We start from the raw sequence: 25,077 nt of genomic DNA, 5'->3' as shown, positions 1-25,077 counted from the left end.
GTCACACGCCAACGCGTCTCATTGCGCGAAATACGGGGGCAGGATCTTGTCCAGCCGTTTTGTCAGAAAGTCGCGCGTGGTGTCGCGCAAGACGGTATTGTTGGCGGCGTCCGCCGCCGTCTCCGGGAAAGTGGATTTGTCCACTTTCCGCAGGAATTCATTGTCGACAAAGTTATCGGCCAGATGCTTCATGACACCCTCGACTGTCACGGCGGGACCCTTCCTGATTTCGAATGTGTGGCCGTCGACCACGATCACGCCGACATGGATGAAGACATAGGCGTAAGAGATCATGCCGACGCCCCGGCTGAAGATGCCGACACCGTTGAGGGACTGATTGGTCCCGTCAAGCTGGCCTTCGCTGCGCATGACGACGACATAGCGCTCGCAGCCGGCATTGCCGGCAATTCCGCGGACCAGGTTCGAAAGCTCCTCGCGCCGGTTGCGAAACAGGCCACCCTTCGGATGATAATAGGAATCGAAGGCGCCCTTGGCGTAAGGGATCCGGCGTACCGGCGTTGTCCCGGCGGCCGCGCGCACTCGCGCGAAGGTGAGGTCGTCGAGACCCCATGACACCGGCACTTCGGCGTAATCGTTGCCGAACACGGTGAGGCCGATCTTCTGGACGACGAACAGGTCCTGCGTGGCAGCAATCACGCCGACGCCGCAAGGACCGGCAGTCGCAGGCTCTGCGAGCTTGGCTGGCGCCTTCGGCTTCGCCGCCTTCTTGGCCGCCGGTTTTGCCGGTGTCGCAGTTTGAGCGGGAGGGGCGGTGGTTGCGGGAGGAGCTTGCGCGGTTGCCTGGGTTAAAAGGGACAACAGGGCGATGACCGAGATAGCAATTCGAACCATGGATTCCGGGGATCGGCGGCAGGAGGTTATCGGACACGCCACACTAGGTTGAGATTGTGACAACCGCAAGCTGCATCCAGCCGCCACCGCCTATCCGGTGGGCTGCCGCTTCCACCGATAATACTTCATCACGAACCCGTTCGACGGTTCGATCTTTTCCTTCTCGAACACAAAACCTTCGCGCTCGTACCAGCGCCAGGCCTTTTCGTTCTCACGGATGCAGCGGAGGCAGATTTCGTCGGGCATCCGCGTGCGCGTGAAGGCGAGCAACTTCCGCCCGAGCGATTGCCCCTGATAGGCGGGCCCGACGAAAAGCATATCGAGATAGCGTTTTGGCAGATGCAGCGCGAGCATCGCGGCGATCGTACCGTTGTCGTCGGCGACGAACAGGCTCCAGCCGTCCTCCATCTCTCGCCTGATGCGTGCACGCAAATTTGCCAGCAGGAAGTCGCTGGCCTCGCCAAGTCCGGTCGAGACCCAGCTTTCCATCCAGACACGGCCGATCTCGTCATATTCCTCAGCGCGCGCAGGGCGGATGATCGGATCTGACATTGACGCCTCAAGCCCGCGGGCTGCGTGCAGCCTGCTTTGGCCGCGCCTTGCCGGCCGACAGGCACACCACCTCGGAGATCTGCAGCAGCTGCCGCGCCAGCGGACTGGTCTTGCGCCAGACCATGCCAATGGTGCGCGAGGGCTCGGGATCGCGGAAGCGCGACAGCGAGACCGAGGCCGATCGCGTTTCCACCGACACTGCCATCTCCGGAATCAGGGTGACGCCGATGCCGGCGGCTACCATCTGCACCAGCGTCGACAGCGAATTCGCGTCCAGCATCTCGCGCGGCGGCGCCGATTGCATGTTGCAGAACGACAGCGCCTGGTCGCGAAAACAATGTCCTTCTTCGAGCAGCAGCAGCCGCATCTCCCGCATCATCTCGCGCGACGGCACCGGCGTGCCCGCATCCGTGCCCGGCCGCACCAGCAGAAATTTCTCCTCGAACAGGGCGACCTCGGTGAGCGAGGGCTCAGACACCGGCAGCGCGACGATCGCGGTGTCGAGCCGGCCCTCGACCAGTTCCTGGATCAGCCGCGGCGTCATCGTCTCGCGCACGCGGATATCGAGCTCGGGATGCATGCGTGTGAGATTCTTGGTGATCTTGGGCAGCAGATACGGCGCGATCGTCGGAATCATGCCGATCCGCAGTCGGCCCGCAAAGCGGTCCTGCGAGGCGCGGGCGAAATCGCCGAGTTCGTCGACCGAGCGCAGGATGTCACGGACGCGCGGGGCGAGTTCCTCGCCGAACCGGGTCAGCGCGACCTGCCGGGCGCTGCGCTCCAGCAGCAGTCCGCCGAGCGCTTCCTCCAGTTCCTTGATCTGCATCGACAGCGCCGGCTGCGAGATGGAACAGGATTCTGCCGCCCGGCCAAAATGACCATGCCGTGCCAGCGCGTCGAAATATCGCAGCTGGCGCATCGTGACGTTGATCATCAGAAAATCCTATCGCAGCGATCATTAAAGTCAACTTCCCCTGATCGAACGCGGCGCTTAGAGTGCTCCTACCTGGTCAATGGCGCGAGTTCGACGCCACCAGAGGAGGTATTCATGGACGACTCTTCAAAGTGCCCGTTTTCGGGCGGCAAACGCGTGCCAGCGAACCGCGATTGGTGGCCCACCAATCTCAGCATCGAGATGCTGCACAAGAATTCCGGCCTGTCCGATCCGATGGGCGAGGCGTTCGACTACGCCAAGGAGTTCAAGACGCTCGATCTGAACGCGGTCATCAAGGATCTGACCGCGCTGATGACGGATTCGCAGGAATGGTGGCCCGGCGATTTCGGCCACTATGGCGGCCTCATGATCCGCATGGCCTGGCACAGCGCAGGCACCTATCGCATTACCGACGGTCGCGGCGGCGCCGGCGCCGGTCAGCAGCGTTTCGCCCCGCTCAACAGCTGGCCTGACAACGCCAACCTCGACAAGGCGCGCCGGCTGCTCTGGCCGATCAAGCAGAAATACGGCCGCAAGATTTCCTGGGCCGATCTGATGGTGCTGGCCGGCAACGTCGCCCTGGAGTCGATGGGCTTCAAGACCTTCGGCTTTGCCGGTGGCCGTGCCGACGTCTGGGAGCCGGAAGAGCTTTATTGGGGTCCTGAAGGCACGTGGCTGGGCGATGAACGCTACAGCGGCGAACGCCAGCTCGCCGAGCCGCTCGGTGCGGTGCAGATGGGCCTCATCTACGTCAATCCGGAAGGTCCGAACGGTAAGCCCGATCCGGTCGCTGCGGCCAAGGACATCCGCGAGACCTTCTTCCGCATGGCGATGAACGACGAGGAAACCGTGGCGCTGATCGCCGGCGGTCATACCTTCGGCAAGACCCATGGTGCCGGCGATCCGTCGCTGGTCGGACCGGAGCCGGAAGCGGGCGCGCTGGAAGATCAGGGCCTCGGCTGGAAGAGCAAGCACGCGTCTGGCCTGGCGGGCGATTCCATCACCAGCGGTCTCGAGGTGACGTGGACGACGACGCCGACGAAGTGGAGCAACAACTTCTTCGAGAACCTGTTCAAGTACGAATGGGAGCTGACGAAGAGCCCGGGCGGTGCGAACCAGTGGACGGCCAAGGGCGCCGATGCCATCATTCCGGATGCCTTCGACAAGTCGAAGAAGCATCGACCGACGATGCTGACGACCGACCTCTCGCTGCGCATGGATCCGGCCTATGAGAAGATCTCGCGCCGCTTCTACGAGCATCCCGATCAGTTCGCGGACGCCTTCGCCCGCGCCTGGTTCAAGCTCACTCATCGCGACATGGGTCCGGTCGTGCGCTATCTCGGCCCGTTGGTGCCGAAGGAGACGCTGATCTGGCAGGATCCGATTCCGGCCGTGAATCACGAGCTGGTCAGCGACCAGGACATCGCCGCGCTGAAGACCAAGATCCTGGGCTCCGGCCTCTCGGTCTCCGAGCTGGTCTCGACCGCTTGGGCGTCGGCCTCGACGTTCCGTGGCTCGGACAAGCGCGGTGGTGCCAACGGTGCGCGTATCCGTCTTGCCCCGCAAAAGGACTGGGAAGTCAACGAGCCGGCCCAGCTCTCGAAGGTGCTCGGCAAGCTCGAAGCGATCCAGAAGGACTTCAACGCGTCATCCGGCGCGAAGAAAGTCTCTCTCGCGGACCTCATCGTTCTCGGCGGTTCTGCCGCGGTCGAGAAGGCTGCGAAGGATGCCGGTGTCGACGTGAAGGTCGCCTTCACGCCGGGCCGCATGGATGCTTCGCAGGAGCAGACCGATGCTGCTTCCTTCGCACCGCTGGAGCCGCGGGCCGATGGCTTCCGCAACTTTGTCGGCAAGAAGCAGCAGTTCCTGCAGCAGGAAGAAGCGCTCGTCGATCGCGCGCAGCTTCTGAAGCTGAGCGGACCTGAACTCACCGTGCTGGTCGGTGGCCTGCGCGTGCTCGGCGCCAATGCCGGTGGTTCGAAGAACGGCGTCTTGACCTCGAAGGTCGGTACGTTGAGCAACGACTTCTTCGTCAATCTGCTCGACATGAGCACGCAGTGGACGCCGGCGGCCGACGGCACCTATGAGGGCCGCGACCGCAAGACCAATGCGGTGAAGTGGACCGGCACGCGCGCCGATCTGATCTTCGGCGCGCACTCGCAGCTCCGCGCCTTCGCCGAGGTCTATGCCTCGTCGGATGCCAAGCAGCAGTTCGCGAAGGACTTCGCGAAGGCCTGGACCAAGGTGATGAACCTCGACCGGTTCGATATCGCGGCGTGATCCCTGAGTTCAGCGAGCGACAAACAAAAAGGGCGGCCGAGAGGCCGCCCTTCGTGTTTCTGATGGTGTGCGGAGCGATTACTCGCCGGCTGCTTCGCGCGGGGCCTTCTCGCCCTCGCCGCCCTTGGCCTCGAGGTCCTCGCCGGTCTCCTGGTCGACCGCCTTCATCGACAGGCGGGTCTTGCCGCGATCGTCGAAGCCGAGCAGCTTGACCTTGACCTTGTCGCCTTCCTTGACGACGTCGGAGGTCTTCTGCACGCGCGCCGAAGCGAGCTGGCTGATATGGACCAGGCCGTCCTTGGCGCCGAAGAAGTTCACGAAGGCGCCGAACTCCATCACCTTGACGACGGTGCCTTCATAGATCTGGCCGACTTCCGGATCCGAGGCGATCGACTTGATCCACTTGATCGCCGCCTTCATCGCCTCGCCGTCGCTGGAGGCGACCTTCACGGTGCCGTCGTCCTCGATGTTGACCTTGGCGCCGGTCTTCTCGACGATTTCGCGGATCACCTTGCCGCCGGTGCCGATCACTTCGCGGATCTTGTCGGTGGCGATCTTGAAGGTCTCGATGCGCGGCGCGTATTCGCCGAGCTCGGCGCGGGCATTGGTGAGCGCCTTGGCCATCTCGCCGAGGATGTGGATGCGCCCATCCTTGGCCTGGCCGAGCGCGACCTTCATGATCTCCTCGGTGATGCCCTCGATCTTGATGTCCATCTGGAGCGAGGTGATGCCCTGCTCGGTGCCGGCGACCTTGAAGTCCATGTCGCCGAGATGATCCTCGTCACCGAGGATGTCCGAGAGGACCGCGAAGCGCTTGTCTTCGAGGATCAGGCCCATCGCGATGCCCGCGGTCGGCCGCTTCAACGGCACGCCGGCGTCCATCAGCGCGAGCGAAGCGCCACAGACCGAAGCCATCGACGACGAGCCGTTGGATTCGGTGATCTCCGACACCACGCGCGTGGTGTAGGGGAATTCGTGGTACGGCGGCAGCACGGGGTGGATCGCGCGCCAGGCCAGCTTGCCGTGGCCGATTTCGCGACGCTTGGTGCCGCCGAGGCGGCCGGTCTCACCGACCGAGTAGGGAGGGAAGTTGTAGTGCAGCAGGAACGTCTCTTTGTACGTTCCGGACAGCGCGTCGATGTACTGCTCGTCCTCGCCGGTGCCGAGCGTGGTGACGACCATCGCCTGGGTTTCACCGCGGGTGAACAGCGCCGAACCGTGGGCGCGGGGCAGCACGCCGACTTCGGCGACGATGTTGCGCACGGTCTTGCTGTCACGGCCATCGATGCGCTTGCCGGTGTCGAGGATGTTCCAGCGAACGATCTTCGCCTCGAGCTCCTTGAACACGCCGCCGATGCGCAGCTTGTCGTATTTCGGCTCCTGCCCGTCGGGGAAGTAGTGGGCGATCACCTTTTCCTTGACCTTGCCGACCGCGGCGTAGCGATCCTGCTTGACCGGAATGGCGTAGGCTGCGCGCAGCTCCTGCTCGACGAGGCCGAGCATTTCCTTCTCGAGCGCGGAATTGTCGATGACGGTGACTTCGCGCGGCTCCTTCGCGGCCTTCTCGGCGAGCTCGATGATCGCGTTGATGACCGGCTGGAAGTGGCGGTGACCGAACATCACCGCGCCGAGCATGATGTCTTCGTTCAGCTCCTTGGCTTCCGATTCCACCATCAGCACGGCGTCGGCGGTGCCGGCGACGACGAGGTCGAGCTGGGTGTCGACCATCTCGTCGAGCGTCGGGTTGAGCACGTATTCGTCATTGACGAAGCCGACGCGGGCGGCGCCGATCGGACCCTTGAAGGGAGCGCCCGACAGGGTCAGCGCGGCCGAGGAGGCCACCAGTGCGACGATATCGGGATCGTTCTCCATGTCGTGCGAGAGCACGGTGACGATCACCTGGGTCTCGTTGCGCCAGCCGTCGACGAACAGCGGACGGATCGGACGGTCGATCAGGCGGGAGACCAGCGTCTCCTTCTCGGTCGGACGTCCTTCGCGCTTGAAATAGCCGCCGGGAATGCGGCCGGCTGCGTAGGTCTTTTCCTGGTAGTCGACGGTCAGCGGCAGGAAATCGACGCCTTCACGCGGCGACTTCGCCGCAACGACGGTGGCGAGCACCACGGTCTCGCCATAGGTGGCAACGACGGCGCCGTCGGCCTGGCGTGCGATCTTGCCGGTTTCAAGCTTGAGAGGGCGTCCGCCCCAGTCGATCTCGACTGAATGCTTATTGAACATAGAGGTCTTCTTTCATGGGTTCTCGAAAGAAGGGACGGCTCGAAAAACAAAAACCATGTCAAGATTGCGGGACGCTGATCGGAGCGGGCGATCAGCGTCCTGCGATCCTGCCATGGTTTTTGGATGTCGGATGGCGTCCATCCTTTCGGGTCATACGGGCGCCTTGCCCGTTGCGCCCAGCCGCCGGATTGCCGCTGGACTGTCAGTCGGCACGAACGCGAACACCGAGTAGCGGTCTTCGCTCATCATGCCTCGGATACGAAACATCATTCGAGTATGATCCGGAAAAGTGCGAAGCGGTTTTCCGACAAGATCATGCTCAAACAACAATCCAAAGTGCGATTCTTATCGCGCTTTGGGCCCGCACCCGACATGCGCGTGAGCCTCGATCAAAAACCCTAAAATAGGCGCTTTCGTTCGAAGCCACGCGCCAAAACGCGCGCCGGTGGCGCGCGCAGGAACACTTAACGACGAATGTTGTGCTTCTCGAGCAGCGCCTTGTAGCGCGCCTCGTCCTTCTTCTTCACATAGTCGAGGAGCGAGCGGCGGGTCGACACCAGCTTCAAGAGGCCGCGACGCGAATGGTTGTCCTTCACGTGAGTCTTGAAATGGCTCGTGAGGTTGGCGATGCGTTCCGACAGGATCGCAACCTGCACCTCGGGCGAACCGGTGTCGCCGACTTTGTTGGCATTCGTCTTGATGACTTCCGCTTTGCGTTCTGCGGCAATCGACATCGTCAATTTCTCTCGTTGCGACCGGTTGAGGCAGTCAGGCCGGTCAGGTTGAACACACGCTTGGGGATGATTTCGCCATTGCCAACTTCGGCAAGCGCGAGAAGTCGGCCTGCCACCGTGACATAGACTGTGCCGCTACTAGTGGGCGCATCCCGTCCGCGCAACAAAACGGCCTGGCCCCGATGGAGCCTTGCCGCATCAGCCCGAGTGACGGCCAGTGCCGGGATGTCGTCCAGCGCGGTCTCAACGGGCATCAGCGCGTCGGCGAGGCTTCCCTCGCCGGACGCGGCTCTATCGCACAAAGCCTCCAGCTGATCCAGCGGAATCATATCGTTCTCGTCAAACGGGCCGACCAGGGTCCGCCGCAGCGCGCAGATGTGGCCGAAAGTGCCCAGAATCCGGCCCATATCGCGGGCCAGCGCCCGGACATAGGTGCCCTTGCCGCACTCGGCTTCGAACACGGATCGGTCGCTATCTGGTTGATCAACAAGGGTTAAATGGTGAATTTCGACCGGGCGCGGCGCCAGTTCCACGACCTCGCCGTCGCGGGCCAGGTCATAGGCGCGCTCGCCCTGGACCTTGATCGCCGAATAGCGCGGCGGAACCTGCTCGATCACCCCCGTGAAACGGGGCAGCAGGGCCTCGATGGCCTCGCGGGTCGGGCGCTGGTCGGAGGTCGCGGTGACTTGGCCCTCGATGTCGTCGGTGTCGCGCTCCTCGCCCCAGCACACGGTGAACTGGTAGCGCTTGCGGCCGTCCATCACGAAAGGAACCGTCTTGGTGGCCTCTCCAAGTGCGATCGGCAAGCCGCCGGAGGCGAGCGGGTCGAGCGTACCGGCGTGGCCGGCGCGCTTGGCGTTGAACAGGCGTTTGAGCACGGCAACGGCCTGCGTCGAGGTCATGCCGATCGGCTTGTCGAGCACGACCCAGCCGTGCACGTCGCGCCGGTCGCGGCGCGGTTGATTGCCCTTCTGCTTGGCCGCGCGCGGATCGTTGTTGACGCGACGCACCTCCTGCTGCGGCTGAGCATCGCCGCCGACCTCTGCAAAATTATTTTTCTGCATGTCGCGCATATCGGGCTCTTCGCTGCCGATCGTGCCGTGAGCCGGGTCCATCATCATTGCTCTTCTTCCCGATCCGAATCCGGATCCTGTTCCAAGTCCTGTTCCAAGTCCTGTTCCAAGTCCTGTTCCAAGTCCTGTTCGAGGTCCTTCTGCACCGCAGGTGTTCGCAAAAGCTTCTCGATCCGTTCCGCTTCGTCGAATCGCTCGTCGACGCGGAAACGAAGATCAGGTGCAAATTTCAGGTTAACGCGCCGCGCGACTTCGCCGCGCAGGAATTTCTTGTTGCGCTCGAGCGCAGCGATGACGAGCTCGGTGTCGCGGCCACCGAGCGGCATCACGTAAACCGTCGCGAGCTTCAGGTCGGGCGACATCCGCACCTCCGGCACGGTGATGATGTGACCTTCGAGGTCCGCATCATGCACGCTGCCTTGCGCCAGAATCTCGGCTATCGCGTGGCGAACCTGCTCACCGACGCGCAGCTGGCGCTGCGAGCCGCCGGGCGCGGAACTTTTCTTCTGGTGGTGGCGGGGCATGGTCTGGAAATCACCTCGTCATGCCCGCATTCGGACACGGGCATTGTCATTTGTCCTGTTGGAGCGAATGAGGCGTGGATGGCCGGAAAAATCCGGCCATCGCACTCTCGCAATTGCAGTTCAAAAAGATCCGCGCGCTTCGGTAAGATTTGGACTTACAGGGAGCGCTGGATCGTCTCCACGCGATAACACTCGATCACGTCACCGGCGCGCATGTCGTGGTAGTTCTCGAAGGCCATGCCGCATTCCTGACCGGACTGGACTTCCTTCACTTCGTCCTTGAAGCGCTTCAGGGTCGACAGCTTGCCTTCGTGCACGACGACGTTGTCGCGGATCAGGCGCACATTGGCGCCGCGTTCCACGGTGCCGTCGGTGACCCGGCAGCCGGCAACCTTGCCGACCTTGGAGATGTTGAAGATCTCCAGGATCGCGGCATTGCCCAGCATGGTTTCGCGCAAGGTCGGCGCGAGCAGGCCGCTCATGGCCTTCTTCACGTCGTCCACGAGGTCGTAGATGATGTTGTAGTAGCGGATCTCGATGCCGTTGCGCTTGGCGGCCGCAGCCGCCTCCTTGTTGGCACGAACCGAGAAGCCGATGATCGCGGCGTTGAAGCCTTCTGCGAGCGTCACGTCGGATTCCGAGATGCCGCCGACGCCGGCATGCAGGATGCGGGCGGCGACTTCGTCGGTGCCGAGCTTTTCCAGCGAGCCGAGGATGGCTTCCAGCGAGCCCTGTACGTCGGCCTTGATGATCAGCGGGAATTCCTTGCGGCCCGCCGTCTTCAACTGCGACATCATCTGCTCGAGCGAGCCGCGCATGCCGGAGATCGAGGCAGCCGCGTTCTCGCGCTTCTGGTGCGCGCGGTAGCTGGTGACCTGGCGGGCGCGGGCTTCGTTCTCGACGACGGCGAGACGATCGCCGGCCTCCGGCGGACCGTTGAAGCCGAGCACCTCGACCGGTACGGAAGGACCGGCTTCCTGCACCGTTTCGCCCTGATCCGAGATCAGCGCGCGGACGCGGCCCATCTCGGCGCCAGCGACGATGATGTCGCCGACACGAAGCGTGCCGCGCTGGACCAGCACGGTCGCAACCGGACCGCGGCCGCGATCGAGCTTGGCTTCGATCACGGTGCCTTCGGCCGGACGTTCCGAATTGGTCTTCAGGTCGAGGATGTCGGCCTGGAGCGCGATCATCTCGAGCAGCTTGTCGAGATTGGTCTTGTTCTTGGCGGACACTTCGACGTCGACGACGTCGCCGCCGAACGATTCCACCTGCACCTCGTGCTGGAGCAGCTCGGTGCGCACGCGCTCGGGCTTCGCGTCGGGCTTGTCGATCTTGTTGATGGCAACAATGATCGGCACGCGTGCGGCCTTGGCGTGGTTGATGGCTTCGATCGTCTGCGGCATGACGCCGTCATCGGCCGCGACCACCAGCACGACGATGTCGGTGACCTTGGCGCCGCGGGCGCGCATCGCGGTGAATGCGGCGTGGCCGGGCGTATCGATGAAGGTGATCTTCTTGCCGCTTTCGGGCGACAGCACCTGATAGGCGCCGATATGCTGGGTGATGCCGCCGGCTTCGCCGGAGACGACGTTGGCATGGCGGAGCGCGTCGAGCAGCGAGGTCTTGCCGTGGTCGACGTGGCCCATCACGGTGACGACCGGCGAACGCGTCTCGGTGTCGTTGGAATCGTCGACGGCGTCGAACAGGCCTTCTTCAACGTCGGACGCGGCGACGCGCTTGACGGTGTGGCCGAGTTCTTCGGCAATCAGCTGCGCAGTGTCGGCGTCGATCACGTCGGTGATCTTGTGAATCGCGCCCTGCTTCATCAGCATGCGGATGATTTCCACCGCACGCTCGGCCATGCGGTTGGCGAGCTCCTGGATGGTGATCGCTTCCGGAATGACCACCTCACGGATGAGCTTTTCCTTCGGCTCGTTCGCGGCATGGCCCTTCAGGCGCTGGGTGCGGCGGCGGAACGAGGCGATCGAGCGCTCGCGGACCTCGTCGGCATTGAGCGCGGTGACGACCGTCAGGCGCCCGCGCTCCTTCTGCGGGCCGGGCTTGTGGGTGGGCTTGGGGGCCACCACGGGACGCGCGGCGCCGCCGGGACCGCGGCGGATCTGGCGCGGACCGTCATCCTCGTCCGGTCCGGCTGCGACGCCGGGGGCACGAGCGGCGGGGCCGGCCGGCCGCGCAGCGGTGGTTGCCGGGCGAGCGGTCGTCGTGCCCGGGCGCGGAGCGGCCGTCGTGGGCCGCGGCACGGGAGCGGCCGGTGCCGCCGTTGCGGGGCGCACGGCCGATGCCGGCTGTTCGCCTTCGCCAAAACGCTTCTTGGCCTCGGTCTCGGCCTTGCGCTTGGCCTCGTCCTCGTGACGATGGCGCTCTTCCTCGGCCTTGCGGCGGGATTCGGCGGCCTCGCGCTCGGCGCGCTCAGCGGTTTCGCGGACGGTGCGGCGCTGGGCCTCTTCCTCGGCCTGGCGGCGCTCTTCGACTTCGCGAACCTTGGCGTCGGCGAGCGCGCTGGCGCGGGCGGAGCGTTCGTCCTCGGTCAGCGTGCGCAGCACGACGCCGGAGCCGGAGTTGCGCGGCGGCGCCGGGCGTGATGGGGCGGGCGCGGGTGCAGCTGGCGCCGGCTTAGCAACAACCGTGGGTGCCTGCGGCTCAGGGCTGCCGTCGATGCGGCGCTTGCCGCGCTTCTCGACCACGACCTGCTTGCTGCGGCCATGGCTGAAGCTCTGACGCACAGTGCCCGTTTCGACGCGCGGCTTGAGCGATAGCGTCTTGCTCGGAACGCTCAGCTTCTTGTCGTCAGGGGTCTTGGTATCAACCATTCAGCAGTCCTAATCCTGATTTGTCAGTGTTGTGCGTTGCCGCACCATCCTATCGGGTCGTCGTTGTCTCTCAGAAATCCTGGCCGGGCTGTTCGGCAGTCTTGTCATCGTCCGCCAGCCGGTATCGGACCAGCATCTGGCTACGTGACAGGAATGACTTGCTCGCCGGGCCCGCGAGCAGGGCAGCATGTATCACATTTGACCGGGTAAGTGCCAAATCCAATTCTATCGATTTCAGTGCGGTGACGACGGGAATCGGCGGCTGGACACCGCGATTTCCGTCATTTTGCCGCGCCAGCATGTCCAATTTGCGGATTCCGTCCGCGGCCCCGTCGCTGGCATGGATCAGGACCTCGACCGTGCCTTCCCGCAGGGCGCTCTCGACCTTGCCGAAGCCGGCGACGACCTGCCTCGCCTTGGCAGCAATCCCAAGGGCTTCGGTCACGCTCCGTACCAGGAGCGCCTCGATGTCGGCGGGAAGCGTCTTGGGAATGCGCAGGTCGCGCCTGAAGGCTTTGGTAAATTGGTGACGACGGACGGCTTCCGCAACCACCTGGTGCGATGCCGTCACCCACATGCCCCGTCCGGGCAGCTTTCGCTTGAGATCGGGAACTATGTCGCCCTGGGGCGATACAACGAAGCGGATCAGTTCGTCGATCGGCCGGACCACGCGGCTGACAGCGCACATCCGCATGGTCGCGGACCTTTCGGTCCGCGGTCCATGGTCGAGTTCGTTGTCAGTGCTGGCAAGCATCCGGGCGACATCCTCCTTCGCCCTTAAGCCGGCTGATCTTCGGCCGCCTCAGCCTCTTCGGCCGGCTTGGCCAAATCAGCCTCGGTGATCCAGCCGGCCCTGACGCGAGCCTGCATGATCATGGCCTCCGCATCGTCGCGGGAGACGCCGAGACCGTCGAGCGCGCCGGCAAACTTGGTCTGCTCGCCGCCTTCCTTGCGCTCGGTCCAGCCGACCAGATCGTCGGTGGCGCAGCCGGCGAGGTCCTCGACCGACTTGATGTCGTTCTCGCCGAACTTCACCAGCATCTTCGAGGTCACGCCGGGCACGTCCTTGACCGCGTCCTCGACGCCGAGTTCCTTGCGCCGGCCCTCGATCTCGGCTTCCTGCTGATCGAGATATTCGCTGGCGCGGTTCTGCAGCTCCTGCGCAGTCTCCTCGTCAAAACCCTCGATACCGGCGAGTTCCTTGAGGTCTACCATCGCGAGTTCCTCGACCGAGGTGAAGCCTTCGGACGCGAGTAGCTGGCCGACCACTTCGTCGACATTGAGCGATTCCATGAAGACGCGGGTGGAGTTCTCGAAGTCGGCCTGGCGGCGCTCCGATTCCTCCTGTTCGGTCAGGATGTCGATGTCCCAGCCGGTGAGCTGCGAGGCGAGGCGGACGTTCTGGCCGCGACGACCGATCGCCAGCGAGAGCTGGTTGTTGGTGTCGGGCACCACGACCTCGATGCGCTCGCGGTCCTCGTCGATGACGACCTTGGAGACTTCGGCCGGCGCCAGCGCGTTGACCACGAAGGTCGCGATGTCGGGCGACCACGGAATGATGTCGATCTTCTCGCCCTGCAATTCGTTCACCACGGCCTGCACGCGCGAGCCGCGCATACCGACGCAGGCGCCGACCGGATCGACCGAGGAATCGCGGGAAATCACGCCAATTTTCGCGCGCGAGCCCGGATCGCGGGCGACCGCCTTGATCTCGACGATGCCGTCATAGATCTCCGGCACTTCCTGCGCGAACAACTTCGCCATGAACTGCGGGTGGGTGCGGGAGAGGAAGATCTGGGGACCGCGGGTCTCGCGGCGGACGTCGAAGATGTAGGCGCGGACGCGGTCGCCGTTGCGAAACACTTCGCGCGGCAGCATCTCGTCGCGGCGGATGATGGCTTCGCCACGGCCGAGGTCGACGATCACGCTGCCATATTCGACGCGTTTGACGACGCCGTTGACGATGTCGCCGATGCGGTCCTTGAACTCCTGATATTGCCGGTCGCGCTCGGCCTCGCGCACCTTCTGCACGATCACCTGCTTGGCCGACTGCGCGGCGATGCGGCCGTATTCCAGCGGCGGCAGCGTGTCGGCAATGGTGTCACCGACCTGGGCGCCGGGATTGGCGCGCTGCGCGTCGACCAGCGAGATCTGGTTGGAGTGGTTTTCGACCTTGTCGACGACCAGCATGTGGCGCGACAGCCGCAGCTCGCCCTTCTTCGGATCGATCTCGGCATGAACGTCAGTCTCGCTGCCGTAACGGGCCCGCGCCGCCTTGGCGATGGCATCTTCCATCGCCGCGATGACGATGCCGCGGTCGATTGATTTCTCGCGGGCGACGGCGTCGGCGATCTGGAGCAATTCAAGTCGATTGGCGCTGACTGCCATGGCTAGTCTCCTTCGTCAGGCTCGATCTCGCCGCGCCGCGCGCGTTCGGCGGCAAGACGATGTTTCTTGGTATTGGTCGGGGCCGGCTTCTTCATCGGCTTGGTGTTCTTGGTGGTCTTCGCACTGATCTCCGCGTGCGGTGCCTGCGGCGGCGCGATGCCGAGATCGCGGCGCATCTGGCGTTCCTCGGCCTTGCCGCGGCGCATGGATTCCGCGATCAGCTCGTCGGTCAGCACCAGTCGGGCCTCGCCGATATCTTCCATCGTCAGGAGCACGTCGACATCGTCGTTTGCCTTGGCGTCGTCGCGACGCAGATGCACGCGGTCGCCTTCGACGGCCCCGAGCGTGCCGCGGAACCGTTTGCGTCCCTCATGAGCGACCGCCATCTCGATCTTCACCAGATAGCCGGAATAGCGCTCGAAATCGGAGCGGCGCACCAGCGGGCGGTCGATCCCCGGCGAGGAGATTTCCAGCCGGTAGGCGCGATCGATGGGGTCGGCGACGTCGAGCACGGGCGACAGGGCCCGCGAGATCGCCTCGCAATCCTCGAGCTGCATCGAGCCGTCCGGCCGCTCGGCCATGATCTGCACGGTGCAGCCGGCCTCGCCCGAGATGCGGATTCGCACCAGGCGGTAGCCCATGCCCTCGAGCACCGGACCTGCGACCGCAGACACCCGTGCCGCGGCGCCCGGCTCGACCACGAGCCTCGGCTCGGCCAGCAACTCGGCATCGGTGGAACCAGTGTTCGGTTCGGTCATATCAGGGGTCAAGGCGCTCGATGGTCTCGATGGTTAAGGCTTGGTTAAGACGTCAAAGCCCGCTTCGGAACTTTCCCGACAGTCGGTCGGGCCGCATCTTCCGCCAAGCCGCGCTCAGGTAATAAAAAAGAGCGGGTCCTTTCGGGCCCACTCTCACTACGCGGATCGTATGAGAAGATGAATTGGCGGTGATATAGCGCTTTCCACCCGCCCGGACAAGGCCCATCGCAGCCGGATGCGGGCTTTTTGCGCCCCGGCCGGCAGCGCCGGAGCAACGCTTCCTTCACGAAACGGGGCTAAATTCCCCGATTGTGGGGCGGCTTGAGCCTATGGCGCGCCCACGGCGTGCCAGATTCGAGTTGCGTTTCATGACCGTTGCCACGTCGCTCATTCCCGGACTGGACGATATCGTCAAACGCGGTGATCCCCGGCGCCGTGGCGAGATCGCGCGCGCCATCGCCGCGCTGTTCTTTCAGGACGCCGCAAATCTTCGTCCCGACCTCGTCGATCTCTTCGACAATCTCCTGATCGATCTCGTCCCGCACGCGGAGCTTGCCTCGCGCGTCGATCTGGCCGAGCGATTCTCGCAGCTGGACAATGCTCCGCCGCATCTGGTGGGCCAGCTCGCCCGCGAAAACGAAATCCTGGTGGCGGGCCCGGTGCTGCGCCGCTCGCCCGTGCTCGATGAAGCCGCACTCGTCGAGATCGCCCGGCTGAAGGGCCAGGGCCATCTGTTGGCGATGACGGAGCGGCCGACCCTGTCGACGCAAATCACCGACGTTCTAGTCGAACGCGGCGATCGCGACGTGGTGCGCCGCGCCGCCGGCAATGCCGGTGCGATCTTCTCAGCCGACGGCTATTCGGAGCTGATCAAGCGCGCGAGCCAGGACGGCGTGCTGACGCTCAAGATCGGCCAGCGCGAGGATCTCTCCGGCGAGCACCTCAAACAGCTTCTTGACGGCACGCTCGACGTCATTCGGCGTCGTCTCTCCAGCGTGGTCCATCCGGCGCGCCAAGTCGAGATCAAGCGCGCCATGGCCGCGATCGAGGAGGCCGCGCTGCCGCCTGGTCCGCGGCGCGATTTCTCCGCCGCGCAACGCACGGTGCTCGGCCTGCATCGCGGCGGTCATCTCGGCGAGAGCGCGTTGCTCGGCTTCGCCAAGGCGCTCAAATACGAGGAATCGGTCGCCTCACTCTCGGCGATGGCCGGCGTCAGGCTCTCGATCCTCGACCGCCTGATCGCGGGCGACCGCTATGATCCGATCCTGATCCTCGGCCGGGTCCTGAATCTCGGCTGGCCCACGGTGCGCGCGCTGGTCCTGATGTGGTACGGCCCGCATCGCATGCCGGCCGATGCCGATCTGGAGCAGGCGCGCGTAAACTTCACGCGCCTGATGCCGACGACCGCCGAGCGCGTCGTGAATTTCTGGCGCAACCGGCGAACGATCTAGCGCATCCGAAAAAATCATGCTCAAGCAATAATCAGAGTCGCTTGAATCGCAGATATGCCGCCTTGCGCCCCTCGCGCGCGGCTTTTCGTCCATAGCGCGTCATGGTGTAGTCGGCCCAGGGCTGACGAAAATCGTCGGCGCGTTCCGCAAGCCACTGAAAATCAGACGCGCGCGCTAGATGCGACAGCGTCCAGGCGCAGTAATCGTCGATATCGCAGACGAAGCGGAACTCACCGCCCGGCTTCAGCACGCGCGCCATCGCGGCGATCGTGCGGTCCTGAACGAAGCGCCGCTTCCAGTGCCGCCGTTTCGGCCAGGGATCGGGATGGATCAGATCGATCCGCGACAGCGACGCGTTCGGCAGCCAGGCCAGCAGCTCGGCGGCGTCGCCGGCAAACAGGCGGATGTTGGCGATGTTGGCGGCCTCGATCTGCGCGAGGATCTTGGCCATGCCGTTGACATAGGGCTCGCAGCCGATGAAGCCGGTCGTCGCGAAGGTCTGCGCTTCCGCCGCGAGATGTTCGCCGCCGCCGAAGCCGATCTCGAGTCGCGCGTCTTCCGCCGCTGGATCGAAGATCTCGGCGGCGTTCGCGGGCCTCTCCGTCGTGATGTCGAGCGAAAGATGCGGCAGCAGATGATCGACCAGCTCGGCCTGGTGCTGCCTGAGCTTGTGGCCCTTGCGCCGTCCGAAGAAGGCCCGCTCGCTATCGTCGCGATCGGGATCTGATTTGCGCTCGCTCATCGCAGCGTCTGGTACAGGCGATAGAGCAGCCGGGCGCGCGGCTCGAGCGAGGAGACGTAGAGCTGCTCATAATGGGTGTGTGCGCCCTTGCCGTCGACGCCGAGTCCGTCGAGCGTGCCGGTATGCGGCGCGGTGAAATTGCCGTCCGAGCCGCCGCCGGTGTGGGTGTCGATCAGCTCGAAACCGATCTCCGCGGCCAGCGTCTTCGCGTGCTCGTACAGCGAGGCGCCGGCATTGCCTTTCTCGTAGGGCGGACGGTTGAGCTCGCCGGTGACGGTGACGGTCACGCCGTCGGTCTTCGACGTCAGTCCAAGGATCTTGCCGACGAATTCTTCCGCGTCATTGAAGCTCGGCACGCGCAGATCGACTTCGGCATAGGCCTCTTCCGCCGTGACGTTGGGACGCGTGCCGCCGCGCACCACGCCGACATTGACGGTGACGCCGCGCTTCAAATCGTTCATCCCTTCCAGCGTCTGGATGACGTTGGCGAGCTCGCGCACGGCGCTGCGACCGTCTTCGGGCCGCGAGCCGGCATGTGCGGGCACGCCCTTGATGTAAATCTTGAAACGCCCGACGCCCTTGCGCCCGGTGACGATCTTGCCGCCGTCGCGCGCCGGCTCCGTCACCAGTACGTATTTGGCCTTGCGCCCTTCCTGCTCGATGAGAGCGCGCGAGGTGGGACTGCCGATCTCCTCGTCGGAGGTGAACATGTGGGTGATGCCAAGCGGCGGACGGTCGGGCCTGGCGCAAAGCTCGCGAAAAGCGTGATAGGCGATGTAGGCGCCGCCCTTCATGTCGTAGATGCCGGGGCCGAACGCGCTGTCGCCTTCGACCTTGAAAGGCAGGCGCGCGATGAAGCCCATCGGATGAACGGTATCGAGATGACTCAGCACCAAGATACCGGGGCGGTCCTGGCCCCAGGTCGAACGCACCACGAGATGATCGCCGCAGCCATCGACGCCGGCGACGCGCTCGAGCGTGACGGGCAGATCGCGATAATGGTCGGCGACCACCGAGGTCAGCTTGTTGACCTGTTCAGGCACTTCCGTCGGCGTCTCGATCTCCACCCAGCGGCGGATACCAGCGAGGATAGTTTGGGAATCGAACGAATTGGAGCTCGCCATGGACGTATCTGTGCCTTCGAATCGTATCATTTCGGCGGAGGCCGCGCAAAGCGCGTCCGCAAATGACGACATAGGCCAGATTTGGCGCAGTCTCAAATCGGAATGAAGTGGCGTGTCAGCGCTTGTCCGGACCTTCGCGGGCGGCGATCTGCTCGACGAGATCGACGATCGAACGGCGCAGCTTCGAATCGGTGATTCGGGTGAAGGCCTTGGTCAGCGCGAGCCCTTCGGAGGTCGCGAGGAAATCGGAGACGTAGGAGGGCGAAGCGCCTTCGGCGAAGCCGTTAGGGCCGGCCACGCCGCTCGGACCGCCCTCGAACAGGAACGACACCGGCACCTGGAGAATCTCGGCAATCTGCTGGATACGGCTCGCACCGACGCGGTTCGTGCCCTTCTCGTACTTCTGAATCTGCTGGAATGTCAGGCCCAAAGCTTCACCGAGCTTTTCCTGGCTCATGCCCAACATGATGCGGCGCATACGCACGCGACTGCCGACATATCTGTCAACAGGGTTGGGCGCTTTCGACATTTCCTCAGCCCTCCAAACACCACCCTCGGCGCAATAGAAAGTATTCCTCAGGTGCCAGCGACGTCAAAACTTCACCCTGATTGGGGAAACATTGCGGAGAAATTTAGCAATGCACCGCTGTCTTTTGCAGCGGGTGCAGAATGGGGAGCCCGTGTGCAGTCTGTCAACCGTGCGACCACGATTGTCAAAAGTTTCCCCGCCGCCTCGCCGGAAACCGCTAGCGACGGCGTAATCAGGGGTGCCGTTTGGCCAAACGGCGTCGCACCGCCAGAATCACAGCCAGCGCGACGAGCATCGCTGCGGGGATGTCACCGACTCTCGCATAGATTGTGGGCGGGATTGCGGTGGGCAGGTTTGCGTCCAAAATGCCTTCGATTCCGAGACCGAGGCTCGCCACCGTGCGGCCTACCGGATCGACCACGGCCGAGATGCCGGTGTTTGCGGAGCGGACCAGCGGCAGCCCAAGTTCGATGGCGCGCATCCGCGCCTGCTCCAGATGCTGGTACGGCCCGGTCGAGATGCCGAACCAGCCGTCATTGGTGAGGTTCACCATCCAGCCCGGACGCTCGTCGCGCGTCCCAACCTCGCCGGGGAAGATCGCCTCGTAGCAGATCAGCGGCAGCGCGGGCGGCGCCCCCGGCACCGGCAGCACGTGCCGCACCGTGCCGGCAATGAAGCCGCCGCGCATGCGCGTCAGTTGCTCGAAGCCGAGCTTCTCCATCGTGTCCTGGAACGGGAGATATTCTCCGAACGGAACCAAATGCAGCTTGTCGTAGACCGCGAGCACGCTGCCGTCGTGGTCGATCACGTAGATCGAATTATAGGCCCGCGTGATCGGCGTGCGCGGAGGTAGGTCGGGGGCGCGGACCGACCCGGTGATCAGCACCGTGCCCTTGGGCAACAGCTCGGCGATCTCGGCCATCACATCGGCTTCGCGGGTCAGGAAGAACGGAAACGCGGATTCCGGCCAGATCAGAATGGTGGCATCGCGCACGCCGGTCGATTGCGGTCCGGAGGAGCGATCCGACAGCGCCAGATACTTCTTCATCACCTCCGCCTTGGCGGAGTAGTTGAACTTTGCATCCTGCTGGAGGTTCGGCTGCATCAGTCGCAGCCTGGTGCCCGCGACCATGGTGGTCGGATGCAGCGACAGGCGGATGGCGCCGAAGATGCCCATGACGACCAGCAACGCAATGGCCGCGGCCGGCATGCGCCATGCCATGCGGCGATCGCGCGTGCGGTCGATCAGCACGGCAGGGCTCGCAAAGATCGCGACCGTGAGGAACGTCATGCCCCACTGGCCGATCAGCGATGCCGTCTGTGCCAATGCGAGCGGCTCCGACAGCGCATAGCCGAAAGCGTTCCAGGGAAAGCCCGTGAGCACGTGCCCGCGCAACCATTCGCTCACCGTGAGGCTCGCGGCGAGCGCGAGGATGCGGGTGGCATCCTTGGTCCAGAGCAGACGGGCCAGCGCGAAACCGATGGCCGTGAAAATGGAGAGATAGGCCGGCAAGCCCAGCACGGCGAAGGGCGTCAGCCAGGCGAACACGTCGGCGTCGACGAAGAAGGCGATGCCGATCCAGTAGAGGCCGGGAATGAAATAGCCGAGCCCGAACCAGTAGCCGGTCAGCGCCGCCGCGGGGACACCGCCATATCGTCCGGCGCCGGCGCCGTCGATCAGCCAGACCATCACGGGGAAGGTGATGAACAGCACCGGCCAGGCATTGAACGGTGCCAGCGCCAGCACCGACAGCGCGCCGCACGCCATCGCGAGGAGCGCGCGCTTCCATCCCCAAGTCAGGATGATGGCAAGGGCAATCTGGCGGAGTCGCTGGAACGGGCTCACTGCGGGCCGGTCCCGTCGGCAGGCGGCGGAGTTGGCGTGTCGCCGGCCGGCGGTTGCCCACTCTCCGGCGCGGCCTCGCGGCGGCGGCTCTCGCGCTGGGTGCGCGGCGCGGGGCGTTCCTTCCGCGTCGCGATGCGCAACCGCTTGACGCGGCGCGGATCGGCATCGAGCACCTCGACTTCGTAATGACCGGGACCCGAGATCACTTCACCGCGCACGGGCAGGCGGCCGACGAAGCTGACGAGATAGCCGCCCAGGGTCTCCACTTCCTCGCCGGCCTCGCCGGTGACGAAGTCCTCGCCGATCACTGTACGGACGTCGTCGAGGCTGGCGCGGGCATCGGCAATGAAGGCATTGTCGGGCAGGCGGACGATCGACGGCGGCTCGTCGCTGTCATGCTCGTCGTCGATTTCGCCGACGATCTGCTCGACGATGTCCTCGAGCGAGACCAGCCCGTCGCTGCCGCCATATTCGTCAACGACCAGCGCAAGGTGAATGCGCGTGGCCTGCATTTGCGCGAGCAGATCGATCGCCCGCATCGACGGTGGCACATAGAGCAGCTTCCGGATGATGCGCGCGTCCTGCAGCGGCAGCGCGAGATCGACGCTGCGCAGGTCGAGGCCGGCCGGCAGCGGCTTCTTGCGCTTGGTCTTGGTGGCTTCCGACACGCGCGCACGCACGGTCATGAAGGCGAGCAGGTCGCGGATGTGGACGATGCCGACGGGATCGTCGAGCGTCTCGTTGTAGACGACGAGGCGCGAATGGCCGGCGCTCTCGAACCGGTCCATCAATTCGCCGAGCGGGATGTCGCGCTTCACTGCGATGACGTCGGCGCGATGCACCATGACGTCGGCGATGCGGCGCTCGTGCAGGCCGAGGATGTTGCGCAGCATGGTGCGCTCGACCGCGGAGAAGCCGGTGTCGCCAGGCGTCGTCGCGTCGAGCACGACCTGGAGATCGTCGCGCACCGATCCGGCCTTCCAGCCGAACAGCGTGCGGATGGCGCGCAGCAACCAGCCGTCTGCGGTCGGGCGCAGGGCTTCGCCGGGCGTCACTACGGCCGGGAGATTGGCCGTGTTGCGCGGATTGTCGTGAATAGGGTCTGAATCCGGCATCTCAGTGCGCCCCCGCGCGATCTGCATAGGGGTCGGGGATGCCGAGATGAGCCAGGATCTCGGTTTCGAGCGCTTCCATCTGTTCCGCGTCGCCGTCGTTCTCGTGATCGTAGCCGATCAAATGCAGGAAACCATGCACGGCGAGATGGCTCAAATGATGATCGAACGGCTTGTGTTCCTCGTCCGCCTCGCGCTGCATGGTCTCGTAGGCGATCGCGATGTCGCCGAGCATGCGCGGTGCGTCGCCCGGCTTCCATTCACCCTCCGGCTGGAGCGCGGGAAACGACAGCACATTGGTCGGCTTGTCGATGCCGCGCCAGTTGCCGTTGAGCGTGCGGATGCCGGCATCATCGGTCAGCATGACGGCCACTTCCGCTTCCGCAACGTCGTCGTCGACGGATTCGGCGGCGGCCGCCAGGGCGCGCTGGATCACGGCTTCGGCGTCGGGCTCGCGCTGCCAGCAATCGGCGACGACGAGAACCTCGGTCATGGGAAGGTTGGGGTGTGACATTGTCTTTGTTCGGAACGAAAAGGCGCCGTATCCGCGCCCGCAGGGTCCGGCTGTTGTCCCGTCAGGTTTTTTTGCCGGCGGCCGGCCGCTGTGGCAAGCCTTCGTAGGCCGAGACGATCCGCGCCACGAGCTCGTGGCGGATCACGTCTTCCGCGGTGAAATGAACTTGCGCAATGCCTTCGACGCCGCTCAGCAACTTGGTCGCTTCCGCGAGCCCCGAGGTCTGGCCGTTCGGCAAATCGATCTGCGAGGGATCGCCGGTCACGATCATGCGGCTGTTCTCGCCGAGACGGGTCAGGAACATCTTCATCTGCATCGATGTGGTGTTCTGCGCCTCGTCGAGGATAATTGCGGCGTTGGTCAGCGTGCGGCCGCGCATGAAGGCGAGCGGCGCGATCTCGATCTCGCCGGTCTGGAGTGCGCGCTCGACGATGCGCGCATCCATCAGGTCGTAGAGCGCGTCGTAGATCGGGCGCAGATAAGGATCGACCTTCTCGCGGAGGTCGCCGGGCAGGAAGCCGAGCCGCTCGCCGGCCTCCACCGCTGGACGCGACAGGATGATCTTGTCGACTTCCTTGCGCTCGAACAATTGCGCGGCATGCGCGACTGCGAGCCAGGTCTTGCCGGTGCCGGCGGGGCCGATGCCGAACACCAGCTCATGGCGCTTCAGCGCGCGGATGTACGAATCCTGCGCCGCCGTGCGCGCGCGCACCGGGCGCTTGCGCAAGTTAATGCTGTCGAAGACGGACTTCGCCGACTTGGCGTCGAACTCGAACAGGGAGCCTTGCGCGATGACGGCGCGAATCGCGCCTTCGACCTCGCCCTGGTCGACATCCTGCCCCTTCACGGCGTGCGCGTAGAGCGTTTCCAGCACGCGGCGCGCCGCGTCGCAGCCGTCGCGGGTGCCGCCGATGGTGATGTGGTTGCCCTTGGAGTCCACGACCACGCCGAGCCGCCGCTCGATCTGCGCCAGGTTCTGGCCGTAAGGTCCGACCAGCGCGGATGCGGCGCGGTTGTCGTCGAAGTCGATGACGACCTGGGTCTCGGGTGGAACTTGCATGTCGCGATCAAATTTGCGGCTGGGAGCAATAGAAGAAGAATCCGATGCGCTTTTTGGCAAGGGTTCAGGCTCCAGTGGCGATGGATGATAAAGCGGGCTCGCGCGCAAGATGTGGCGTGGCGAGCTCGCCGAGGAAACTGTAACGTTCGAGGCTGTCGATCCGCACCGGCAGGATTTGTCCGATGATGTCGGGCGAGGCCATCACATGCGCGGGCTGGAGAAATGCGGTGCGGCCGACGATCTGGCCGGCCTTGCGCGCCGGGCGCTCGAACAGAACATCGATCGTTGTGCCAATCCCGGCCTTGTTGAAGGCCGATTGCTGGCTGTCGATCAGTTCCTGGAGCCGCTCCAATCGCTGGTCCATCTCGGCTGGGGACACCGTCTCCTGCATATCCGCGGCCGGCGTTCCCCGCCGGGCGGAGTATTTGAACGAATACGCCGCAGCGTAGCCGATTTGCGTGACAAGCGCGAGTGTGGCGAGAAAATCTTGCTCGCTCTCGCCCGGGAAGCCCACGATAAAATCTGATGAAAAAGCAATGTCTTGGCGCGCGGCCCGGAATCGGTCGATGACACGCCGGTAATCATCGGCGGTATGTTTCCGGTTCATGGCGGCCAGGATTCGGTCCGAGCCCGACTGCACCGGCAGGTGCACGAACGGCATCAGGGCGTCGAGATCGCGGTGGGCGGCGATCAAGGTGTCATCGACGTCGCGGGGATGGCTGGTCGAATAGCGCAGCCGCGCGATGCCGGGAATCAGCGCCAGATGTTCGAGCAGCCTGCCGAGCCCCCAGCTTTTTCCGTCAGGGCCGTCGCCGTGATAGGCGTTGACGTTCTGCCCGATCAGGGTGAGCTCGCGCACGCCGTTGTCGGCGAGCCGCTTCACGTCGTCGACGATCTTTGCCACGGGGCGCGAGACCTCCGCGCCGCGCGTATAGGGCACGACGCAGAAGGTGCAGAACTTGTCGCAGCCTTCCTGCACTGTAACGAAAGCGGAAATGCCGCGGGCGCGGATCGCTTCGGGTTTCGGCTGGGCGAGATAGCCGAACTTGTCGGCGGCCGGAAACTCGGTCTCGATCGCGCGGCCTTCTTTGCCGGCGCGCTTCAACAATTCGGGGAGATGATGATAGCTCTGCGGCCCGACCACGACGTCGACCGCCGACGCGCGGCGCACGATCTCCTCGCCCTCGGCCTGCGCGACGCAGCCTGCCACCGCGATCTGCATGGCGCGGCCCCCGCGTACGGCCTCGTCCTTGGCGACGCGCAGGCGGCCGAGCTCGGAATAGACCTTTTCGGAGGCCTTCTCGCGGATGTGGCAGGTGTTGAGGATGACGAGGTCGGCATCCTCGGCGCTGGCCGTCTCCACGAATCCTTCCGGAGCCAGCGTGTCCACCATGCGCTGGGCATCGTAGACGTTCATCTGGCAGCCATATGATTTGATGTGCAGCTTGCGCGGCGGCTTCATGGAACCCGGAATTGAGGTGGAGGACAGCCCTCAGATATAGCCTGGGAGGCCAGAAATCCAGCGATTGGGGCCC

21 protein-coding genes are annotated in these 25,077 nt (G+C 64.5%); 2 read left to right on the top strand and 19 right to left on the bottom strand.

All coding sequences use genetic code 11. The features are described 5' to 3' along the window. Positions 1-18: 18 nt before the first annotated feature. The 3 genes from JJE66_RS09785 to JJE66_RS09775 form a co-directional block, all read right to left on the bottom strand. Positions 19-852 carry a hypothetical protein gene (locus tag JJE66_RS09785; RefSeq protein ID WP_200514079.1) on the bottom strand — a complete coding sequence of 278 codons (834 nt, stop codon included), beginning with the start codon at positions 850-852 and terminating at the stop codon, positions 19-21. Positions 853-942: 90 nt separating this feature from the next. Next, a complete protein-coding gene (locus JJE66_RS09780) occupies positions 943-1,404 on the bottom strand; it encodes a GNAT family N-acetyltransferase (protein ID WP_200514078.1) in 462 nt (153 codons plus the stop codon). 7 nt (positions 1,405-1,411) lie between these two features. Beyond that, positions 1,412-2,338, bottom strand: coding sequence for a hydrogen peroxide-inducible genes activator (locus tag JJE66_RS09775; RefSeq protein ID WP_200514077.1), 927 nt, complete (start codon positions 2,336-2,338; stop codon positions 1,412-1,414). Positions 2,339-2,452: 114 nt separating this feature from the next. Between JJE66_RS09775 and katG the strand changes: the two genes are divergently transcribed. Beyond that, on the top strand, positions 2,453-4,618 hold the full coding sequence (gene katG / locus JJE66_RS09770; RefSeq protein ID WP_200514076.1) for a catalase/peroxidase HPI: 2,166 nt from the start codon (positions 2,453-2,455) through the stop codon (positions 4,616-4,618). Positions 4,619-4,696: 78 nt separating this feature from the next. Here the strand turns inward: katG and pnp are convergent, their stop codons facing one another. The 8 genes from pnp to rimP all read right to left on the bottom strand — a co-directional run bounded on the left by pnp (position 4,697) and on the right by rimP (position 15,164). Beyond that, positions 4,697-6,853, bottom strand: coding sequence for a polyribonucleotide nucleotidyltransferase (gene pnp, locus JJE66_RS09765; RefSeq protein WP_200514075.1), 2,157 nt, complete (start codon positions 6,851-6,853; stop codon positions 4,697-4,699). 464 nt (positions 6,854-7,317) lie between these two features. Continuing rightward, a complete protein-coding gene (rpsO, locus tag JJE66_RS09760) occupies positions 7,318-7,587 on the bottom strand; it encodes a 30S ribosomal protein S15 (protein ID WP_200514074.1) in 270 nt (89 codons plus the stop codon). 2 nt (positions 7,588-7,589) lie between these two features. Further along, positions 7,590-8,708: a tRNA pseudouridine(55) synthase TruB gene (gene truB / locus JJE66_RS09755; protein ID WP_200514073.1), complete on the bottom strand. Its 1,119-nt coding sequence runs from the start codon at positions 8,706-8,708 to the stop codon at positions 7,590-7,592. After that, positions 8,705-9,184 carry a 30S ribosome-binding factor RbfA gene (rbfA, locus tag JJE66_RS09750; RefSeq protein ID WP_200514072.1) on the bottom strand — a complete coding sequence of 160 codons (480 nt, stop codon included), beginning with the start codon at positions 9,182-9,184 and terminating at the stop codon, positions 8,705-8,707. Before rbfA ends, truB begins: the two co-directional genes overlap by 4 nt. A gap of 155 nt (positions 9,185-9,339) precedes the next feature. Beyond that, positions 9,340-12,018, bottom strand: a complete 2,679-nt coding sequence (gene infB / locus JJE66_RS09745; protein WP_200514071.1) for a translation initiation factor IF-2 — start codon at positions 12,016-12,018, stop codon at positions 9,340-9,342. Positions 12,019-12,088: 70 nt separating this feature from the next. Beyond that, entirely contained in the window at positions 12,089-12,772 is a 684-nt protein-coding gene (locus JJE66_RS09740) for an RNA-binding protein (protein ID WP_200514070.1), read from the bottom strand. Positions 12,773-12,795: 23 nt separating this feature from the next. Then, positions 12,796-14,406 (bottom strand): transcription termination factor NusA, encoded by a 1,611-nt coding sequence (nusA, locus tag JJE66_RS09735; RefSeq protein ID WP_200514069.1) that lies wholly within the window; start codon positions 14,404-14,406, stop codon positions 12,796-12,798. A gap of 2 nt (positions 14,407-14,408) precedes the next feature. After that, complete coding sequence (rimP, locus tag JJE66_RS09730) at positions 14,409-15,164, bottom strand: ribosome maturation factor RimP (protein WP_200514068.1); 756 nt, start codon at positions 15,162-15,164, stop codon at positions 14,409-14,411. Positions 15,165-15,532: 368 nt separating this feature from the next. Here rimP and JJE66_RS09725 point away from each other — a divergent pair, with 368 nt between their 5' ends. Further along, positions 15,533-16,615 carry a DUF2336 domain-containing protein gene (locus JJE66_RS09725; RefSeq protein ID WP_200514067.1) on the top strand — a complete coding sequence of 361 codons (1,083 nt, stop codon included), beginning with the start codon at positions 15,533-15,535 and terminating at the stop codon, positions 16,613-16,615. A gap of 31 nt (positions 16,616-16,646) precedes the next feature. Here the strand turns inward: JJE66_RS09725 and trmB are convergent, their stop codons facing one another. The 8 genes from trmB to miaB form a co-directional block, all read right to left on the bottom strand. Further along, a complete protein-coding gene (gene trmB, locus JJE66_RS09720) occupies positions 16,647-17,357 on the bottom strand; it encodes a tRNA (guanosine(46)-N7)-methyltransferase TrmB (protein ID WP_200514066.1) in 711 nt (236 codons plus the stop codon). Further along, positions 17,354-18,511: a M20 family metallopeptidase gene (locus tag JJE66_RS09715; RefSeq protein WP_200514065.1), complete on the bottom strand. Its 1,158-nt coding sequence runs from the start codon at positions 18,509-18,511 to the stop codon at positions 17,354-17,356. Before JJE66_RS09715 ends, trmB begins: the two co-directional genes overlap by 4 nt. A gap of 85 nt (positions 18,512-18,596) precedes the next feature. Further along, the gene (locus JJE66_RS09710) at positions 18,597-19,010 is read right to left on the bottom strand and encodes a helix-turn-helix domain-containing protein (protein ID WP_200514064.1); all 414 of its coding nucleotides are present in this window, start codon (positions 19,008-19,010) and stop codon (positions 18,597-18,599) included. Positions 19,011-19,242: 232 nt separating this feature from the next. After that, positions 19,243-20,856: an apolipoprotein N-acyltransferase gene (gene lnt, locus JJE66_RS09705; RefSeq protein WP_200514063.1), complete on the bottom strand. Its 1,614-nt coding sequence runs from the start codon at positions 20,854-20,856 to the stop codon at positions 19,243-19,245. Then, on the bottom strand, positions 20,853-21,971 hold the full coding sequence (locus tag JJE66_RS09700) for a hemolysin family protein (RefSeq protein WP_246756143.1): 1,119 nt from the start codon (positions 21,969-21,971) through the stop codon (positions 20,853-20,855). Before JJE66_RS09700 ends, lnt begins: the two co-directional genes overlap by 4 nt. Position 21,972: 1 nt before the next feature. After that, on the bottom strand, positions 21,973-22,461 hold the full coding sequence (ybeY, locus tag JJE66_RS09695) for an rRNA maturation RNase YbeY (protein WP_246756141.1): 489 nt from the start codon (positions 22,459-22,461) through the stop codon (positions 21,973-21,975). 82 nt (positions 22,462-22,543) lie between these two features. Continuing rightward, positions 22,544-23,542 (bottom strand): PhoH family protein, encoded by a 999-nt coding sequence (locus tag JJE66_RS09690; RefSeq protein ID WP_200514060.1) that lies wholly within the window; start codon positions 23,540-23,542, stop codon positions 22,544-22,546. Positions 23,543-23,606: 64 nt separating this feature from the next. Then, positions 23,607-25,004, bottom strand: coding sequence for a tRNA (N6-isopentenyl adenosine(37)-C2)-methylthiotransferase MiaB (gene miaB, locus JJE66_RS09685; RefSeq protein WP_200514059.1), 1,398 nt, complete (start codon positions 25,002-25,004; stop codon positions 23,607-23,609). Between the last annotated feature and the right edge of the window lie 73 nt (positions 25,005-25,077).

The sequence above is a fragment of the Bradyrhizobium diazoefficiens genome, assembly GCF_016612535.1.
In the GTDB taxonomy this organism is placed as follows: Bacteria; Pseudomonadota; Alphaproteobacteria; order Rhizobiales; family Xanthobacteraceae; genus Bradyrhizobium; species Bradyrhizobium diazoefficiens_C.
The sequence above is the reverse complement of the archived record's forward strand: the minus strand, read 5'-3'. Positions and strand labels throughout refer to the sequence as shown.

Coding starts and splice junctions, on each gene's coding strand:
- JJE66_RS09785 (WP_200514079.1), bottom strand. CDS start 852: ATGGTTCGAATTGCTATCTCGGTCATCGCCCTGTTGTCCCTTTTAACC.
- JJE66_RS09780 (WP_200514078.1), bottom strand. CDS start 1,404: ATGTCAGATCCGATCATCCGCCCTGCGCGCGCTGAGGAATATGACGAG.
- JJE66_RS09775 (WP_200514077.1), bottom strand. CDS start 2,338: ATGATCAACGTCACGATGCGCCAGCTGCGATATTTCGACGCGCTGGCA.
- katG (WP_200514076.1), top strand. CDS start 2,453: ATGGACGACTCTTCAAAGTGCCCGTTTTCGGGCGGCAAACGCGTGCCA.
- pnp (WP_200514075.1), bottom strand. CDS start 6,853: ATGTTCAATAAGCATTCAGTCGAGATCGACTGGGGCGGACGCCCTCTC.
- rpsO (WP_200514074.1), bottom strand. CDS start 7,587: ATGTCGATTGCCGCAGAACGCAAAGCGGAAGTCATCAAGACGAATGCC.
- truB (WP_200514073.1), bottom strand. CDS start 8,708: ATGATGATGGACCCGGCTCACGGCACGATCGGCAGCGAAGAGCCCGAT.
- rbfA (WP_200514072.1), bottom strand. CDS start 9,184: ATGCCCCGCCACCACCAGAAGAAAAGTTCCGCGCCCGGCGGCTCGCAG.
- infB (WP_200514071.1), bottom strand. CDS start 12,018: ATGGTTGATACCAAGACCCCTGACGACAAGAAGCTGAGCGTTCCGAGC.
- JJE66_RS09740 (WP_200514070.1), bottom strand. CDS start 12,772: ATGCTTGCCAGCACTGACAACGAACTCGACCATGGACCGCGGACCGAA.
- nusA (WP_200514069.1), bottom strand. CDS start 14,406: ATGGCAGTCAGCGCCAATCGACTTGAATTGCTCCAGATCGCCGACGCC.
- rimP (WP_200514068.1), bottom strand. CDS start 15,164: ATGACCGAACCGAACACTGGTTCCACCGATGCCGAGTTGCTGGCCGAG.
- JJE66_RS09725 (WP_200514067.1), top strand. CDS start 15,533: ATGACCGTTGCCACGTCGCTCATTCCCGGACTGGACGATATCGTCAAA.
- trmB (WP_200514066.1), bottom strand. CDS start 17,357: ATGAGCGAGCGCAAATCAGATCCCGATCGCGACGATAGCGAGCGGGCC.
- JJE66_RS09715 (WP_200514065.1), bottom strand. CDS start 18,511: ATGATACGATTCGAAGGCACAGATACGTCCATGGCGAGCTCCAATTCG.
- JJE66_RS09710 (WP_200514064.1), bottom strand. CDS start 19,010: ATGTCGAAAGCGCCCAACCCTGTTGACAGATATGTCGGCAGTCGCGTG.
- JJE66_RS09700 (WP_246756143.1), bottom strand. CDS start 21,971: ATGCCGGATTCAGACCCTATTCACGACAATCCGCGCAACACGGCCAAT.
- ybeY (WP_246756141.1), bottom strand. CDS start 22,461: ATGACCGAGGTTCTCGTCGTCGCCGATTGCTGGCAGCGCGAGCCCGAC.
- JJE66_RS09690 (WP_200514060.1), bottom strand. CDS start 23,542: ATGCAAGTTCCACCCGAGACCCAGGTCGTCATCGACTTCGACGACAAC.
- miaB (WP_200514059.1), bottom strand. CDS start 25,004: ATGAAGCCGCCGCGCAAGCTGCACATCAAATCATATGGCTGCCAGATG.